Origin of the sequence: Arthrobacter sp. RAF14 (assembly GCF_052114185.1) — a bacterium.
Taxonomy (GTDB): domain Bacteria; phylum Actinomycetota; class Actinomycetes; order Actinomycetales; family Micrococcaceae; genus Arthrobacter_E.
The window spans coordinates 1-15,576 of sequence record NZ_JBFREG010000011.1; the positions used below are offsets into that span (position 1 = coordinate 1).

19 protein-coding genes are annotated in these 15,576 nt (G+C 69.3%); 5 read left to right on the forward strand and 14 right to left on the reverse strand.

Annotation, left to right across the window (positions count from 1 at the left end; translation table 11 throughout):
• The 7 genes from AB4Y75_RS16320 to AB4Y75_RS16350 all read right to left on the reverse strand — a co-directional run.
• Positions 1 to 230 (reverse strand): LysR family transcriptional regulator (locus tag AB4Y75_RS16320; protein WP_441436935.1); only part of this gene is annotated, 230 nt, incomplete at its 3' end.
• Between the two features lie 308 nt (positions 231 to 538).
• Complete coding sequence (locus AB4Y75_RS16325) at positions 539 to 952, reverse strand: heat shock protein transcriptional repressor HspR (RefSeq protein ID WP_441436936.1); 414 nt, start codon at positions 950 to 952, stop codon at positions 539 to 541.
• Between the two features lie 10 nt (positions 953 to 962).
• Positions 963 to 1,922, reverse strand: a complete 960-nt coding sequence (locus AB4Y75_RS16330; protein WP_441436937.1) for a DnaJ C-terminal domain-containing protein — start codon at positions 1,920 to 1,922, stop codon at positions 963 to 965.
• Positions 1,900 to 2,499 carry a nucleotide exchange factor GrpE gene (locus tag AB4Y75_RS16335; protein ID WP_441436938.1) on the reverse strand — a complete coding sequence of 200 codons (600 nt, stop codon included), beginning with the start codon at positions 2,497 to 2,499 and terminating at the stop codon, positions 1,900 to 1,902. The genes AB4Y75_RS16330 and AB4Y75_RS16335 overlap by 23 nt, the downstream gene beginning before the upstream one ends.
• Positions 2,500 to 2,501: 2 nt before the next feature.
• Positions 2,502 to 4,352, reverse strand: coding sequence for a molecular chaperone DnaK (dnaK, locus tag AB4Y75_RS16340; protein ID WP_441436939.1), 1,851 nt, complete (start codon positions 4,350 to 4,352; stop codon positions 2,502 to 2,504).
• A gap of 210 nt (positions 4,353 to 4,562) precedes the next feature.
• A complete protein-coding gene (locus tag AB4Y75_RS16345; RefSeq protein WP_441436940.1) occupies positions 4,563 to 5,129 on the reverse strand; it encodes a hypothetical protein in 567 nt (188 codons plus the stop codon).
• Between the two features lie 248 nt (positions 5,130 to 5,377).
• Positions 5,378 to 6,103: a TetR/AcrR family transcriptional regulator gene (locus AB4Y75_RS16350; protein WP_441436941.1), complete on the reverse strand. Its 726-nt coding sequence runs from the start codon at positions 6,101 to 6,103 to the stop codon at positions 5,378 to 5,380.
• A gap of 132 nt (positions 6,104 to 6,235) precedes the next feature.
• On the opposite strand from AB4Y75_RS16350, the gene AB4Y75_RS16355 reads away from it, so the two are divergent.
• Positions 6,236 to 7,180, forward strand: coding sequence for an NAD-dependent epimerase/dehydratase family protein (locus AB4Y75_RS16355; RefSeq protein WP_441436942.1), 945 nt, complete (start codon positions 6,236 to 6,238; stop codon positions 7,178 to 7,180).
• A gap of 171 nt (positions 7,181 to 7,351) precedes the next feature.
• Positions 7,352 to 7,891: a DoxX family protein gene (locus tag AB4Y75_RS16360; RefSeq protein ID WP_441436943.1), complete on the forward strand. Its 540-nt coding sequence runs from the start codon at positions 7,352 to 7,354 to the stop codon at positions 7,889 to 7,891.
• A gap of 18 nt (positions 7,892 to 7,909) precedes the next feature.
• On the opposite strand, the gene AB4Y75_RS16365 is transcribed toward AB4Y75_RS16360, so the two are convergent.
• The 3 genes from AB4Y75_RS16365 to AB4Y75_RS16375 form a co-directional block, all read right to left on the reverse strand.
• A complete protein-coding gene (locus tag AB4Y75_RS16365; RefSeq protein ID WP_441436944.1) occupies positions 7,910 to 9,025 on the reverse strand; it encodes a glutamate--cysteine ligase in 1,116 nt (371 codons plus the stop codon).
• 173 nt (positions 9,026 to 9,198) lie between these two features.
• Positions 9,199 to 9,687: a VOC family protein gene (locus AB4Y75_RS16370; protein WP_441436945.1), complete on the reverse strand. Its 489-nt coding sequence runs from the start codon at positions 9,685 to 9,687 to the stop codon at positions 9,199 to 9,201.
• Between the two features lie 5 nt (positions 9,688 to 9,692).
• The gene (locus tag AB4Y75_RS16375) at positions 9,693 to 10,169 is read right to left on the reverse strand and encodes a VOC family protein (RefSeq protein WP_441436946.1); all 477 of its coding nucleotides are present in this window, start codon (positions 10,167 to 10,169) and stop codon (positions 9,693 to 9,695) included.
• Positions 10,170 to 10,352: 183 nt separating this feature from the next.
• Between AB4Y75_RS16375 and AB4Y75_RS16380 the strand changes: the two genes are divergently transcribed.
• Both AB4Y75_RS16380 and AB4Y75_RS16385 read left to right on the forward strand, forming a co-directional pair.
• Positions 10,353 to 10,937: an NADPH-dependent FMN reductase gene (locus tag AB4Y75_RS16380; protein WP_441436947.1), complete on the forward strand. Its 585-nt coding sequence runs from the start codon at positions 10,353 to 10,355 to the stop codon at positions 10,935 to 10,937.
• A gap of 9 nt (positions 10,938 to 10,946) precedes the next feature.
• Positions 10,947 to 11,492 (forward strand): hypothetical protein, encoded by a 546-nt coding sequence (locus AB4Y75_RS16385; protein WP_441436948.1) that lies wholly within the window; start codon positions 10,947 to 10,949, stop codon positions 11,490 to 11,492.
• A gap of 155 nt (positions 11,493 to 11,647) precedes the next feature.
• Here the strand turns inward: AB4Y75_RS16385 and AB4Y75_RS16390 are convergent, their stop codons facing one another.
• From AB4Y75_RS16390 to AB4Y75_RS16400, 3 genes are all read right to left on the reverse strand, one after another.
• Positions 11,648 to 12,934: a hypothetical protein gene (locus AB4Y75_RS16390; protein WP_441436949.1), complete on the reverse strand. Its 1,287-nt coding sequence runs from the start codon at positions 12,932 to 12,934 to the stop codon at positions 11,648 to 11,650.
• The gene (locus AB4Y75_RS16395) at positions 12,931 to 13,611 is read right to left on the reverse strand and encodes an ABC transporter ATP-binding protein (RefSeq protein WP_441436950.1); all 681 of its coding nucleotides are present in this window, start codon (positions 13,609 to 13,611) and stop codon (positions 12,931 to 12,933) included. The genes AB4Y75_RS16390 and AB4Y75_RS16395 overlap by 4 nt, the downstream gene beginning before the upstream one ends.
• Positions 13,612 to 13,707: 96 nt before the next feature.
• Positions 13,708 to 14,010 (reverse strand): DUF4193 domain-containing protein, encoded by a 303-nt coding sequence (locus AB4Y75_RS16400; protein WP_066216141.1) that lies wholly within the window; start codon positions 14,008 to 14,010, stop codon positions 13,708 to 13,710.
• 152 nt (positions 14,011 to 14,162) lie between these two features.
• Here AB4Y75_RS16400 and AB4Y75_RS16405 point away from each other — a divergent pair, with 152 nt between their 5' ends.
• Positions 14,163 to 14,978: a class I SAM-dependent methyltransferase gene (locus AB4Y75_RS16405; RefSeq protein WP_441436951.1), complete on the forward strand. Its 816-nt coding sequence runs from the start codon at positions 14,163 to 14,165 to the stop codon at positions 14,976 to 14,978.
• 129 nt (positions 14,979 to 15,107) lie between these two features.
• Here AB4Y75_RS16405 and AB4Y75_RS16410 read toward each other — a convergent pair whose 3' ends face one another.
• Positions 15,108 to 15,461: a DUF4190 domain-containing protein gene (locus tag AB4Y75_RS16410; RefSeq protein WP_441436952.1), complete on the reverse strand. Its 354-nt coding sequence runs from the start codon at positions 15,459 to 15,461 to the stop codon at positions 15,108 to 15,110.
• Between the last annotated feature and the right edge of the window lie 115 nt (positions 15,462 to 15,576).

Genomic DNA, 15,576 nt, shown 5'->3' on the forward strand with positions numbered 1-15,576 from the left:
GTGGACGGCGAGACGAAACACGCCGCGGCCGCCCGGCCGAAGTGCTCTTCGCGCGCGAGAGCGACGAAGTACTGGAGTTGAGTCAGAAGCATGGCATCCCATCTGGTCGTGTTCAGGGAGATGAGGGGAACCGTGATGGACCCGCTCCTCCACGGATCCCCCCATCTCAATGACTGCGGAGACCGAATCTCCACAGCTTCGTGGGGCCTTCGCTGGTGCCCCACGTTCATACCGCCTCAACAGGCGGTGGCTTGTCATCGTTGTGCTTTCAGCCTATGGACGGTATCGTTCGGCGTCCATAGGGCAGGGCCGAGCATTCACTCGGAGATACCGAACAACTATCGGACAGAACCGAATGACGGAACGGAGTGGTGTGAGGTATCGAGGGCGTCCGGGCCCACCCTGCGGCAGGCGCCCGGGGTCCCGGTGACGCAGCGAGGGACGGGACACCTGCCTGGTGTCCCGTCCCTCGCTGGTTCAGTGCTGGGACAGCACGGAGAATCTCCAAGCCCGCAAAGCGACGGACCGGACACGGAAGTTACGGCCGCCAGATCACGACGGCCTGGCTGCGCGGCGTCGGGCGCTGCCCCCGCGGCAGCGGGACCACGTCACCGGCGGAGACTCCGGCCGCGAAGACGCGGGGTTCCTGGGCCGCCGGACGGCGTTCCAGCTCCTCGCTCAGTTCGCGCACACGGGACTGCAGAGCGGCCACCTGGTTCTCCAGCTCGAGGATGCGCTTGATGCCCTCCAGGGAGACGCCCTCCTGGGAGAGCCGCTGCACTTCACGCAGGCGGTCGACGTCGTGCTGCGAATAGCGGCGCGCCTTGCCCGGCGCCCTGCTCGGTGAGACGATGCCCAGCCGGTCGTACTGACGCAGGGTCTGGGGATGCATCTCGGCCAGTTCGGCGGCAACCGAGATCACGAACAGCGGTTGATTCAGGTCGATCGCCATGGCTCACCTCCTACAGCACGGCACGGGCGGCGATGACCGCCCGGGGGTCCTCCCCCGCGGTGGCGTCCGCGAACGCCTCGACCGCCGCCTTGGCGGCATCGTTCAGTTTCTGGGGCACCACGACGTCGACCGTCACCAGCAGGTCGCCGGTCGCCTTCGGGGTCTTCACGCCGCGGCCCTTGACCCGCAGGGTGCGCCCGCTGGGGGTGCCTGCGGCCAGGTGGAGCTTGACCTTGTCGCCCTCCATGGTCGGCACCTCGATGTTCCCGCCCAGAGCCGCTTCATCAAAGCTGACCGGCACATGGATGCGGATGTTGTTCCCGTCCCGCTTGAAGAAGGGGTGCTCCTTCACGTGGACGGTGATGATGAGGTCGCCGTTGCCACCGGATCCGGGGTTGCCCTTGCCGCGCTGGCGGACCTTCTGGCCGTCCTTGATGCCGGCCGGGATCTTGACGTCGATGACGTTGCCGTCCGGCTCGCGCAGACTGACCGTGGTGCCCTGGATGGATCCCTTGAAGGAGATCGTCGTGCTGGCCGTGCGGTCCGCGCCCTTGGTGGGCTGCTGGGAGAAGCCACCGAAGCCGCCTCCGCCGCCGAACAGGTCGGCGAACTCCGGCGGGATCCCTCCCGAGGAGCCGCCGCGGGTGCGGCCGCCCTGGTTGAAGATGCCGCCGAAGAGGTCCTCGAAGCCCGCCGGACCGGCACCCTGGCCGCCGGGGGCGAAGCGTGCTCCGCTGCCCATCGCGCGGATGGCGTCGTACTGCTGACGATCCTCCGGGTTGGAGAGCACCGAGTTGGCCTCGGTGATGTCCTTGAACTTCTTCTCCGCTTCGGCGTCCCCGGAGTTGGTGTCGGGGTGATACTTGCGGGCGAGCTTACGGTACGCCTTCTTGATGTCGGCGTCGGACGCGTCCTTGGCGACACCAAGGATCTTGTAAAAGTCCTTCTCAACCCAGTCCTGGCTTGCCAAGGGCGTTTCCTTTCCTGTCTGAAAATCCAAAGGGGGCGGTGSGGGSGCCCGGGGGGCCCCCCCCCCGGGGGGGCCCCTCGACCCCGGTCTCCTCGATGCGCTCCAGTCCGTAGGTCTTGAGCGTGTTCTCCAGCTTGCCGGCGATCGAGGCGAACGGTCCCTCGGCGAGGTCGCCGTGGGCACGTGCCGCGTCGATGTCGTCCATGACCGGCAAGATGGCGTTCAGCACGCCGATGACGGCCATTTCGCCCGCCACTGCGCGGTCACGTTCCACCCGCTTGCGGTAGTTGACGTACTCGGCCTGGAGGCGCAGCAGATCGTTGCGCAGTTCCTCCGCCTCGGACGACGACGGGGCGTTCCCCGCGTCGGCGCCTGCGGCGTTGAGGATCTCCTCGGCCTGGCTGAGTGCGTCACCGTTCGCGTCGGCGGCGTCGCCACCGGCTGGAGCTTCGGAGCCCTGGGGGGTCCGTGCCTGGCCGGTCTCCGGGTCAACCTTGCGGTTGTCCCGGATGACCGGCTCCTGGCGCTCGTCCCCGGTCCCGGAGCCGTGTTCCGCTTCGTTACCGTGGTGCGGCATGGTTACTTCTTCTCGTCTTCGTCGATGATCTCGGCGTCCACGATGTCCTCTTCAGGAGCACCGGCGGAGGCGCCTGCGGCTTCCTCGCCACCGGCGGGAGCCTGGGACTGGGCGTAGATGGCCTCACCGAGCTTCGTCTGGGAAGCCTGGAGCTTCTCGAACGCAGCCTTCACAGCGTCGTCATCCGCACCTTCGAGGGCGGCCTTGAGGGCGTCGACGTCGGCCTTGACTTCGGTCTTGACCTCTTCCGGCAGCTTGTCGTCGTTGTCGGCGATGAGCTTGTCGGTGGCGTAGGCCAGCTGCTCGGCGGCGTTGCGGGTGTCCGCAGCCTCACGGCGCTTCTTGTCCTCGGCGGCGTGCGCCTCGGCGTCGGCGACCATGCGCTCGATGTCCTCCTTGGAGAGGGCGCTGCCACCGGAGATCGTCATGGACTGCTCCACACCGGTGCCCTTGTCCTTGGCGGACACGTGCACGATGCCGTTGGCGTCGATGTCGAAGGTGACCTCGACCTGCGGCACGCCACGCGGTGCGGGGGCGATGCCGGTCAGCTCGAAGGTGCCCAGCGGCTTGTTGTCCCGGGTGAACTCACGCTCGCCCTGGAAGACCTGGATGGACACGGACGGCTGGTTGTCATCCGCCGTGGTGAAGGTCTCGCTCCGCTTGGTGGGGATGGCGGTGTTGCGCTCGATCAGCTTGGTCATGACGCCACCCTTGGTCTCGATACCGAGGGACAGGGGGGTCACGTCGATCAGGAGCACATCCTTGCGCTCACCCTTCAGCACGCCGGCCTGCAGGGCTGCGCCCACGGCCACGACCTCGTCCGGGTTGACGCCCTTGTTGGGCTCCTTGCCACCGGCCAGTTCCTTGACGAGCTCGGTCACGGCGGGCATGCGGGTGGAACCGCCGACCAGCACGATGTGATCGATGTCGGAGACCTTGATGCCGGCCTCCTTGATGACGTCGTGGAACGGCTTCTTGGTGCGCTCCAGCAGGTCCTTGGTCAGTTCCTGGAACTTGGCACGGGTGAGGTGCTCGTCCAGGTGAACCGGGCCGTCCGGGGTGACGGAGAGGTACTGCAGGGAGATGTTGGTGCTGGTCGAGGAGGAGAGTTCCTTCTTGGCCTGCTCCGCAGCCTCACGCAGACGCTGGAGGGCGATCTTGTCCTTGGAGAGGTCGATGCCCTTGGCCTTCAGCTGGCCCAGGAGGTACTGGACGATCCGGTCATCCCAGTCGTCGCCACCGAGGCGGTTGTCACCGGCGGTCGCGCGGACCTGGATGGTGGAGAAGCCGTCCTCATCCTTGCCGACTTCCAGCAGGGAGACGTCGAAGGTGCCGCCACCGAGGTCGAAGACCAGGATGAGTTCATCTTCCTTGCCCTTGTCCAGACCGTAGGCCAGAGCGGCCGCGGTGGGCTCGTTGACGATACGCAGGACGTTGAGGCCCGCGATCTCACCGGCTTCCTTGGTGGCCTGGCGCTCGGCGTCGTTGAAGTATGCCGGGACGGTGATGACCGCGTCGGTGACCTTCTCGCCCAGGTACGCCTCGGCGTCGTTCTTCAGCTTCATGAGGGTACGGGCGGAGATCTCCTGCGCCGTGTACTTCTTGCCGTCGACGTCCACGCTCCAGTCGGTGCCCATGTGGCGCTTGACGGAGGCGATGGTGCGGTCGATGTTGTTGACGGCCTGGCGCTTGGCGATCTCGCCGACCAGGACCTCACCGTTCTTGGAGAACGCAACCACTGACGGCGTAGTGCGACCGCCTTCAGCGTTGGCGATGACAGTGGGCTCGCCACCTTCCAGAACGGAGACGACCGAGTTGGTGGTTCCGAGGTCAATGCCTACAGCACGTGACATGTGTTGCTTCCTTCCTTGGAAAAAGTAGGTGTTCGCTGCGCCCGAGGCTGTTCCTTGAGCGCTCTGCACTCAACTCTACTCTTAAGCATTCAGGTGTCAAGCAAAGTTGAGTCGGCATCACTCAAGTTCGCTGTGAGCGAACAGAAAACGGGTTGACAGGCGGGCGCGAGGCGACGCTTGGACCGCGCCCTCCGTCGGGTCAGAGCCGCGTCAGAGCAGCCCCACGCCGGTTTCGCTCACGTCGTTGGAGCTGTCGGCATCGCCCGGCACGTTACTGATGACCGCCGAGATGTGGGCCTCGTTGATGGCCGTAGAGGGCCCGACCGTGAGGGACACCGTGGCTGGCGGAACACCGACCGCGAGTGGGGTGAGCGTCGTCGCCGTGAGCGTGATCGGCTCAGAGCCGGTCATCGTCTGCGGCACCGTCGAGGTGAGCGTCAGCCGCGGATCGACGACGACTCCGGACACCGCGATGGCGGTCTCCCGCGCCAGGGTCACGTCCACCGTCAGCGTGAGGAGGACGCCCGCTGGGATCTGACCGCCCGACGTCGGGCCCGCGACCACTCCGCCCGCGAGCCGGGCCAGCGGGCCGCCGTCGAGGAATTCCGCGTCGGTCCACGCCGCCGCGTCGACACCCGCGCCGCTCGCCGCGGCCTGCGGCGCCGCCACGGCCGCGGCGATCACCGGAATGCTCCAGGCCGCACTCCGCACGACGGCGCGACGCGGCGCTCCGGCCGACGTGCCGGATTCGGGCGAAAGCCCCTGCTGGTCCATCATCCGCTCATACCCTTCCGCGGGGCTGGGCCCGGAGCCGCCACGACCTGCCGGGACCGGCCCCACTCCGCCTTCACGAGGCCGCCGGTCCAGCGGCCAAAAGGTCCAAGCTAGCACGGTGGGCAGGACGGTCGTTGGGATATCGCCCCAGCGCCCCGGCCTCACGATCCCGGCGCCCCAGTTGACCCGGGGCGCCCCAATATCGGCGCCCGGAGTCAACGAGGGCGCCCGGATCATCGGCGGTTGGCGCTCTACAGCCCCACGAGCCCGGCCAGGGTCTTCATCTGGTGCGCGAAGAGCTCCTCCCGGGCGGGGAACGTGTCCGGGCCGTACTGCCCGAAGACCTCGAAACTCACCGCCCCGAACAGTGAGGTCCACACCAGCACCCCGCGCGCCAGCAGCTCATCCGGCAGGTCCAGCCCCAGCTCCCCGCGCACCGCGGCGAGGTTCCCGGCCAGAGCGTCAGACACGACGTCGGCCGGCAGGTCCTCCCGGAGCGCACCGGAGCGATGCGCGGCGTCGAGGATTCCCACCAGCCTGAGCACCACCCGGGTGCCAGGCTCGACGGTCCGCTCCCCCGGCGCCTGATAACCGGGCACGGGGCTGCCGAACAGGAGGGCGTAGCAGGCGGGTTCGCCCACGGCCCAGCCACGGACTGCCTGCGCGAGCGCGAGGAACCGGCCCCGGAAGTCGCCTTCCGGGACCTCCTCCACGGCGGAGTCCACGGCGTCGCCCAGCTCGTTGTAGGCGTCGATCAGGAGCAGCGTCAGCAGTTCGTCCCGGTTCTCCACATAGCGGTACACGGCCGAGGAGACGACGCCGAGATCGCGTGCCACCGCCCGCAAGGACAGCGCCGCCGCCCCGTGTTCCGCGAGGTGCTTCCTGCCGAGGCTCACGATGTCCGCGATCGTGCGGGCGCGGGCGCGCTCACGGGGCCCGGGGGTGCGTGAGGTGCGGTCGTCTGAGGTGTCCGGCATGGACCCATGCTGTCGGATTGCGAGAGCAGCGTCAACTTTTGAGAGCAGTGCTCTTGACTTCCGCGAGAAGAGATCGCATTCTGGATTCAGAGAGCAGTGCTCTCAATTTCCCGCCACCTCCAGGAGGACCTCATGTCCCACAACCCACACCCCTTCCTCGTCATCGGCGCCGGCCCCCTCGGCTGGACCGTCGCGTCCCAGCTCGCCGAACAGGGCGAGCGGGTCCGCCTCCTCACCCGCTCGGGCTCCGGTCCGGAACACCCCCTCATCGACCGTGTGCGGGGCGACGCCTCGGACCCTGCGCATCTCGCGGCACAGCTCGACGGCGTACAGGCCGTCTTCCATTGCATGCACGGCAGCGCGTACACGGAGAAGGCCTGGCGCGCCGAACTGCCGCAGGCCGAGCGGGTGGTGCTGGACGCCGCGGCGGAGGCCGGCGTCGTCGTCGTGTTCCCCGAAAGTCTCTACTCCTACAGCGAGCCGGAACGGACCATGAGCGAGGACAGCCCCCGCCGGGCGCGCGGCGGAAAGCGCGGCGTGCGCACCGAACTGCTCGCGGCGCGGGCGGCCCATCCCGCGCACACCGTGAGCGTGGTGGCGAGCGACTACTTCGGCCCTCAAGCACTCAACGCCCATGCCGGCGAGCGCATGGTCCCGCTCGTGCTGGCAAGGAGGACCGTTCGCGTGGTGGGGTCGGCGGATCAGCCGCACTCCTTCACCTACGTCCCCGATTACGCGGCCGCCATGATCGCCGCGGCCCGCGACGAATCGCTGTGGGACCGCGTGCTGCACGCCCCGACCGGGCCGGCCCTGTCACAGCGCGCGCTGGCCGGGGCCTTCGCGACGGCGGCCGGAGTCCCGGCCGCGAAGGTCGCTGTGCTGCCACGCCGGCTCATGAAGGCGCTGGGTCTCGTGATGCCGTCCATCCGCGAGCTGAACGAGCTGGAGTACCAGTTCACGGCGCCGTTCGTGATGGACTCGAGCGCCAGCGAGGCCCTGTTCGGTTTCGGGCCGACCCCTCTGGACGAGGCTGCCCGGGCGACAGTGGCCTGGTGGCGGGACCGCGCGGCGTCGTAGGCGTGCGGCCGCCCGACAGCCGTGCCCGCGGGCATCGATGAAGGCACCCACCGGGGGCTGAGCCGCCTGGTGTTCGCCGTGACCGCACGGACTCAGGCCTTGGCGCGTGCGTGACCGCACGGACCCGGAACCTCACACCGTTGTGTGCACCGCATACGGTACTTTTTGTCCATGATCGCCGATAGCTCCGCACTCGATATGGGAATCCTCTTCCTGCGCCTCGTCGTAGGGATCACGATGGCCGCACACGGTTTCCAGAAGTTCTTCGGCAAGGGCGGGATCGGGCAGGTCGCCGCGTGGTTCGACAGCATCGGAATGAAACCAGGCAGGTTCAACGCGATCATGGCCTCCTCCACCGAGACGGCAGCAGGGATCGCGCTCGCCCTCGGGCTCTTCACCCCGCTTGCCGCGGCCGCCTATGTCGCCCTGATGGTCGTTGCGGTCTGGACGGTCCACCGGCACGGATTCTTCGCGACCAAAGGCGGGTGGGAGTACAACCTGGTCCTCGGCGCGGCTGCGGTGACCGTGGCGACGCTCGGCGCCGGGCATCTCAGCGCAGACCACGTCTTGTTCACCGGCACTGGGATCGCCGGTCTCCTCTGCGGCTGGGCGGGATTGCTCATCGCAGTGCTCCTCGGTGTCGCCGGCGCGGTAGGCCAGCTCGCGATCTTCTTCCGCCCTCCGGCGCCCACGGCCGGTTCAGAGGACTGAGCCGCGCGCGGGACGCGCTCAGTTCTTGGAGTGGCGTTTTTCCTGTGGACGACCGGGAGCATGCGTGGCCTCCACGATCGCCGCGACGACGTCGGAGGCGAGCCCGCTGCCGTAAGCTTCGCGTTGCAGCCGCTCCCCCGGGCCACGGTCGAGGATCCGCGCGATCCCGGCGTGGACGAGCGGGCGGTCCCCGGCGGCGTCGAGCGCCGCGTCGAGTCGATCAGTGAAATCACCGACGACGGCGGCCGCCTGGCGGGGAGTGCCGGTGGCCGGGTCGAGCAAGGCGCCACTGAGCCCGAATCGGCTCGCCTGCCAATCAGCCAGCCGCAGCGTGTCCGTCCGGACGGCTGGAACCGGGTCACCCCGCCAATCCCTGGCTGCGGTCTCGACGAGCGCCCGCACGGCCGCGGCAAGCACCACGGCGTCCTCGGCCAGGAGGCAGATGTCGGCGATCCGCACCTCCACGGTGGGCTGGTGCCGGCAGAGCCGCGCGTCGAAATACACCATGCCCTCGTCCAGCAGCACCCCCGTTCGGATCAGCCGTGAGATGGTCGCTTCATAACCGGCGGCGGTCCCGAACGGATCCGCGGGGCCGGCCGACGGCCATCGGCTCCAGATCTGGGTGCGGTAGCTGGCGAATCCGGTGTCTTCGCCGTTCCAGAAGGGTGAGTTCGCGCTGAGGGCGAGGAGCACCGGGAGCCAGGGCCTGATCCGGTCCAGGACGCCCACCCCCTCCTCCCGGGTGGCGATGGAGACGTGCACGTGGAAACCGCAGGTGATCTGTTCGCGGGCGACAATTCCGAAGCGCCGGGACATGGCGGAGTACCGTCGGTCGCCTTCCGTCGGTGTCGTGGACATCAGAGGAGGGGTGCCCGAGGCGGCGATCCGTGCGCCGACAGTGCGTGCCGCATCGTCGGCCAGTGAACGTCCGGCCACGATCTCGGCGCGCAGTTCCTCAGCCGTCGCGCACGGCCTGGTGTTGACCTCGATCTGCTCCTGCTTGAACTCCGTCGTGAGACTGGGGCCGGGGCCGCTTCGCGCGGCGGCCCCGATCACCACTCCGGCGAGGGGCAACGGCCACCCGCTGTCCGCCGAGACGATCAGCAGTTCCTCTTCGACTCCGAACGTGCGCATGCGCGCCTCCGCCCACCTGGCCCGAGAGGTCCGATCCGTCCGGGCGCCGTGCCGTGTTCCCCTTCGTATCATCCCACCGTGACCGGTGCGGAGAGAAGGAGGGATGTGCGACGGCGGACCCGGCATTCAGCGGCAGGAGTGGCCGGAACCGTGGCTCGGCCACGACGGCAAGGTCAGTCTCCGCGATACGCGGCTTCCATGGCGGCCAGGTCGATCCGAGTCATGGTGATGAGCGCGTTCATGGCACGCAGGGACGCCGCCTGGTCCGTGGAGGCCGTCATCTCGTCGACCGCGGCGGGGACCACCTGCCAGGACACCCCGAAGCGGTCCTTGAGCCAGCCGCACGGCTGCTCCAGCCCGCCGTCGGCGACGAGGGCGTCCCAGTAGCGGTCCGTCTCCGCCTGGTCCTCCGTGATGATCACGAAGGAGACGCCCTCGCTCGGGCTGAACATCGGCCCGCCGTTCAGGGTCTGGAACGCCGCCCCGTCCAGGGTGAAGTCGACGGTGAGGGCGGTACCCGGAGGGAACGGCGCGGGGAAGGGCGAGCCTTCCAGCACGCGGGTGATGACCCCCTTGCTGGAATTCGGGAACACCGAGACGTAGAAGTCCGCGGCCTCCTCCGCCGTGCCGTCGAGCCAGATGCAGTTCTTCAGTGCGGGCATGACCGTCACTCCCCCCGGTAGGCGGCTTCAAGCGCCGCGATGTCGAACTTCCTCATGCCCATGAAGGCCTGCATGGCACGGCCCACGCCCGCGGCGTCGTCGCCGGACATGATCGAGCCGAGCGCCTGGGGCACCACCTGCCAGGAGACGCCGAACTTGTCCTTGAGCCAGCCGCACTGGCCTTCGGATCCGCCGTCGGCCGTGAGCTTGTCCCAGTAGTAGTCCACCTCGGCCTGGTCGGCGCAGCTGACGGAGAAGGAGATGGATTCGTTGAACGTGAACTGCGGCCCGCCGTTCAGCCCCTGATACGGCGTTCCGTTGAGCTGGAACTCCACCGTCAGAGCGGTGCCGGCGGGGAACGGGGCGCCCTCGCCGTAGCGGGACACGGCGCTCACCGCGGAGTCGGGGAACACGGAGACGTAGAACTCGGCGGCTTCCTCCGCCTGGCCGTCGAACCAGAGGCAATTGGTGATGCTGGACATGGTGCATCCTCTCGAGGGTCCTGAGCAGGCCCGGGCAGAGCCCACGTCTTCCAAGACTACGTCCGGAATGGGCCCGGCACGAGGGACAGGTTCCGGGCCGCAGCGCCCTGGACCTGGGGGCCTTCCGGGCCTAGCGTGGCAGAGGGGGCGCTCGCCTGCGGAATCGTTCTGAAAGGACATGACATGACGTTCAAAGTCGGCGTTCTGGTGGGTTCGCTCTCCTCCACCTCGATCAACCGGAAACTGGCGAAGGCCCTGGTGAAGCTGGCGCCGGAGCAACTGGTGCTGGAGGAGATCCCCCTGAACGATCTGCCGCTCTACAGCCAGGACTACGACAAGACCTTCCCGCCCGTGGCCCGCGAGTTCAAAGCCCGGATCGAAGCCTCCGACGCCCTCATCTTCGTCACCCCGGAGTACAACCGCTCCATCCCCGGATCCCTCAAGAACGCGATCGACTGGGCGTCCCGCCCGTACGGCAGCAACTCCTTCGCCAAGAAGCCGTCCGCCGTCACCGGTGCTTCACCGGGCAACATCTCCACGGCCGTGGCGCAGCAGCACCTGCGGAGCATCCTGTCCTTCGTGAACTCGCCGGAGCTCGCCAGCCCCGAGGCGTACATCCACTTCACCCCCGGCCTGATCGACGACGACGGCAACGTCACCAACGAGGGCACCGCCGAGTTCCTCCGGGGCTGGCTGGACGCCTTCGCCCTCTTCGTCGCCCGCGTCACGGCCGCGGTGAACGACGGGCAGGATCCCGACCGGGGCTAGGCTCCCACCATGGGGAACGAGACACACACCGACCACCAGGTCCGCACCGGCCGACTGCTGACGGGGGCGGGCCTGCTGGTGTTCGCCGCCACCGTCCTGTGGTTCCTGATGGTGGCCCCGGACACCGTGCCGGGCCATTTCGGCGTGGACGGCGCCGTCAACCGCTGGGACACCCGGGGCCGGTTCGTGATCACCCTGTCGGCGGTCGCTCTGGGCATCACCCTTCTGCTGACCACCGTGCCGCACTGGATCTTCCGGCTCCCACCCGGCCTGGTGAACGTCCCCAACGCCGAGTACTGGTTCCGGCCGGAGAACCGCGCGCTGCTGATCCGCAATCTCACCCGAGACCTGGCGGTCATCAATCTGCTCGTGCTCCTGCTGCTGAGCTGGGTGATGGTGTCCTCGGTCATCGCCGCAGACAGGAATGGCGAGGTCTCGCCGCTGTTCCTGATCGTTCCCACTCTGCTCGTGGCGGGGTCGGTGCTGGGGTTCGCCCTCTCCATCTACAACAGCCCGCGCTACGCGGTTCCGCCCGGGGACGTCGACCGCGGCTGACCCCGGGCCGACCGCACCCCCCCGCCCCCTCTCCATTCATCGAGTGCTGAGAAAACGTCGTTCTGGGGCCTCAAAACGACGTTTTCTCAGCACTCGATTTCCGAGCAGGCGATGCAGAGACCCGGACTCCTGACCGGCGCCGCACAGCCCACCCGTCAGCGTCGGGTCGCCAGGCCCGCGAACCGGATCAGCGCCAGCACGCCCAGGCCCACCGCGAGCACGCCGACCACCGTCCCCGACGGGAACCGGCTTCCGGCCCACAGCAGCCACACCGCCGGGATCACGGGCCTGAGCAGCCACAGCACCATGAACATCGCGGTGGTGTCTCCCAGCGGGGTGCTGACCGGCGTCAGATACTGCGCGGGCAGACCGGCCGCCCCGAGGCTCGCGAACCGGATCAGCACGGCACAGGCCGTCACCAGGAGCGCGGGAGCCAGCCGGGAGGGATCGACGGCCAGGACCGGCACCGCGACCGCCACCAGCAGGACGGCCAGCGGCAGCGCCGCATGCGCCAGAAGGCGGGCCGTCAGCGGCTGCGGCACGACGACGTCGTACCCCACGGTGTCCGCCACGTCGCCGAGAGCGCCGCTCAGCCGCGTCATCGCCGCCTGGGCGAGCAGCAGGAGCACCGCGAGCATCGCCGGAGTCGATCCCGCCAGCGCGAGAGCCGCCGACCCGGCCACCAGGAACACGAGCGCGAGCGTCACGCCCCAGGGGTCCTGCCGGAGGTAGCGGAGGTCGATGGCGGCGGAACGTGCCAGGAGGCCCGCCGGAAGGGAACGCCCCGTCCGACGCGGGCCGCGCCGGGGGACACCCGTGGAGAGGGAGCGGCTGTCGCCGGTCGTGAGCCCCGCGAGCGCGACATCCCGGCCCGCGGTCAGCTCCTCCAGCCGGGGAACCGTCAGCCCGGCACGTCCTCGCTGCTTGCGCAGGGCCAGCACCGCGGAGCCGATCCCGCCCGCCAGCCCCAGACCGAGCGCCGCGAACAAGGGCCCCTGGAGGAGCGGGCCGTTCCCGTTCCCCTGCCACCAGGCCAGCACGGGCAGCGCGGCGAGCAGCAGCGCGGCCAGCACCGTGGCCGCCTGGATCACCCGTGTCCGGGCACCGAACGTGGCCCGGACGCCGAAGGGGCCGGCCGCCAGATAGTGGATCTCCTCGGCGGAGGTCCAGACCGGGCCGAGGTAGGCGGGGGTCGCCGCGGCGGCCAGCACCAGCAGCGCCTCCAGACCCGCCACGAGGGCGAGCAGCCCGGCGGCGGAAAGCGGCGCGACCGGACCGGCGAGCACCAGGACCACGGACCACACTCCGGGGGCGATCACCAGGCCCAGCAGGAGGGCCGCCAGGTACCACGGGTACCAGCGCCCGTCCTCGGACGAGCCCCGGAGCAGGACCCTGACCTCCTGGAGCCGTCGGCGGGCCTCCGGGGCACGCGATCCGCTCACAGCGCTCCGTCGTGGGAGTCGTCGCCCTCGGCCCAGTCGTTCGCGCCGTCCTCACGGGCCAGCACCACCTGCCGGGCTCCCAGGAGGTCCACGAGCCGTGGGTCATGGGTGGCGAGCAGCACCCCGGCCCCCAGGGCCTGGCGGCGCAGCATGAGCTCGGCGATCACCTCGCGGCGCCGGGCATCCAGCCGCTGTTCGGGTTCGTCCAGCACCAGCAGGGCGGCCGGGCGCGCGAACGCCATCACCAGCCCGATCCCCTGACGCTCCCCCGAGGACAGCTCGTCCGGGTACTGGTCCGCCAGCCGGGCCAGGTCCAGGGCTTCAAGCACCTCGTCCAGCGGAAGGGCCATGCCGCCCGCACCGGCCCAGGACGTCTCCACGAGGTCGAGATGCTCGGCGATGGTCAGCCGGGCGTAGAACGGCGGCGGACCGGTCATGGCGGCGATGCCCCGGGCGCCGTCCCCCAGATCCACCCGCCGGTCCAGGGTGCCGGTGGTCGGCGCCAGGCGGCCCAGCGCCAGGCGCAGCAGGGTGGTCTTGCCGGAACCGTTGGGTCCCGTCAGGGCCAGGATCTCCCCCGGGTCCACCGCGAAGGTGGTCGGACGCACGAGCCAGCGTTCACCCACCTGGGCCCCCACGGCGGTGGCGCGCAGCAGCGCGGCGGCGGTGTCAGTCATGGCCGGGTCCCGTCGTCGTGCGTCCAGGGGCCGTCCGGCGGCCCGGGCAAACAAAAGCGCCCGCGCCGGAAACCGGCACGGGCGCTGGGAAGTCGATCAGCCTTCACACTCGACGCAGTACACGAGGCCGTTCTTCTCTCGTGCGATCTGCGAACGGTGCCGGACCAGGAAACAGGAGGCACAGGTGAATTCATCGGCACGCTCCGGGATGACGACCACGGTGAGTTCCTCATTGCTGAGGTCCACATCGGGGACGTCCACACCGTCAGAGGTGTCCGCCTCGTCGAGCTCACGCACCACGCTGCGGGCGTCGCCCGAGTTGACGGTCTTCAGCGCCTCAAGGGACTCGTTCTGGATCTCCGCAACATCAGAGCGCACTGCATCGTAGTCGGTTGCCATGTGTGGCCTGCCTCTCCTCGCCTAGCGGACGCCTGTTGGGACGTCACGGCAATGCATCATAAGGCACCCATGAGCACATAGCCAATCGATTCCGGAAATCCTTCTGGCGGACAGCTGTTTCCCGTCGCCATGCCCCGGAGTACCGTGTCTGCATGAGCGCGCAGGAACAGGACGACGTCTACACTCACGGCCACCACGCCTCCGTGGTCCAGGCCCATGCCAGCAGGACCGCGCGGGAGTGCGCCGGCTACCTCCTGGAGCACCTCACCCCGGGTGTGACCATGCTCGACGTCGGCTGCGGGCCGGGCAGCATCACCTGCGACTTCGCGGAGCTGGTGGCCCCCGCCACGGTCACCGGGCTGGACCGCGCACCGGAGGTGGTGGAACACGCCGCGGAGCTCGCCCGGTCACGTGGCGTGGAGAACGTGAATTTCGTCTCCGGCAACATCTACGCCCTGGATTTCCCGGATGACACCTTCGACGTGGTCCACGCCCACCAGGTGCTCCAGCACCTCACCGATCCGGTGGCCGCCCTGCGGGAGATGCGGCGCGTCGCCAAGCCCGGCGGACTGGTGGCCGTGCGCGACGCCGATTTCCACGGCATCTTCTGGTACCCGGAGATCCCGGAGCTGGACGAGTGGATGGAGATGTACCAGAAGGTGGCCCGCCACAATCAGGCCGAACCGGACGGTGGGCGGCATCTGGTGGCCTGGGCGCAGGAAGCCGGATTCACCGACGTCGCCCCGAGCAGCAGCAACTGGACCTATGCCACCGCCCAGCAGCGCCGCTGGCTGGCCCGCGTGTGGGCGGAGCGGGTGGTGCACTCCTCGCTCGGTGAGCAGGCCCTCTCCTACGGCTACGCCACACAGACCGGGCTGGAGCGGATCGCCGCGGGCTGGCACCGCTGGGGTGAGACGAGCGACGGCTGGCTCGTCATGCCCAACGGCGAGGTGCTGCTGAGGGCCTGACGGGCACGACGGCGGGCGGGGCCACCCGGCCGGGCGGGGCGCAGGCCGGGCCGCGCCTCCCGGGCGGGGCGCATGCCGGGCCGCGCCTCCCGGGCGGGGCGCAGGCCGGGCCGCGCCTTCCGGGCTCCGCTACTGGCTCTGGACGCCGGCGGTGAACAGCAGGGTGAAGATCCCGATCATGAAGAACAGCACGATCGCCCAGCCCACCAGCATGATGCTGTTGATGATGATGCCTGCGACCGCGAGGCCCTTGCCGGCCGGTTCCTTCCGCGAGCCGATGATGCCGAGGACCAGGCCCACGATCGGGACCAGGAACGTCCAGCCGAAGAACATGCTGCTGAGACCCAGGACCAGGGAGGCGATGGAGTTCCCCTTGGGCTGGGGCGCCGGGAAGGTCAGGTAGACCGGGGCCGGCGGGGAGCCGTAGGGGCCCGGGCCGGTGGGCGGGTAGTCGGGCGGATAGTTCGGCGGCACCTGGGACACGGTTCAGCTCCTCGAGTCGTGGGCGGCTCCGGTTTCCCGGCCTCCGCCTCGTCCTTCTCCCGGCATTCTTCCAGAACCCCGCTCGGGCGCCCGGCCCGATCCCGGCCCGATCCCT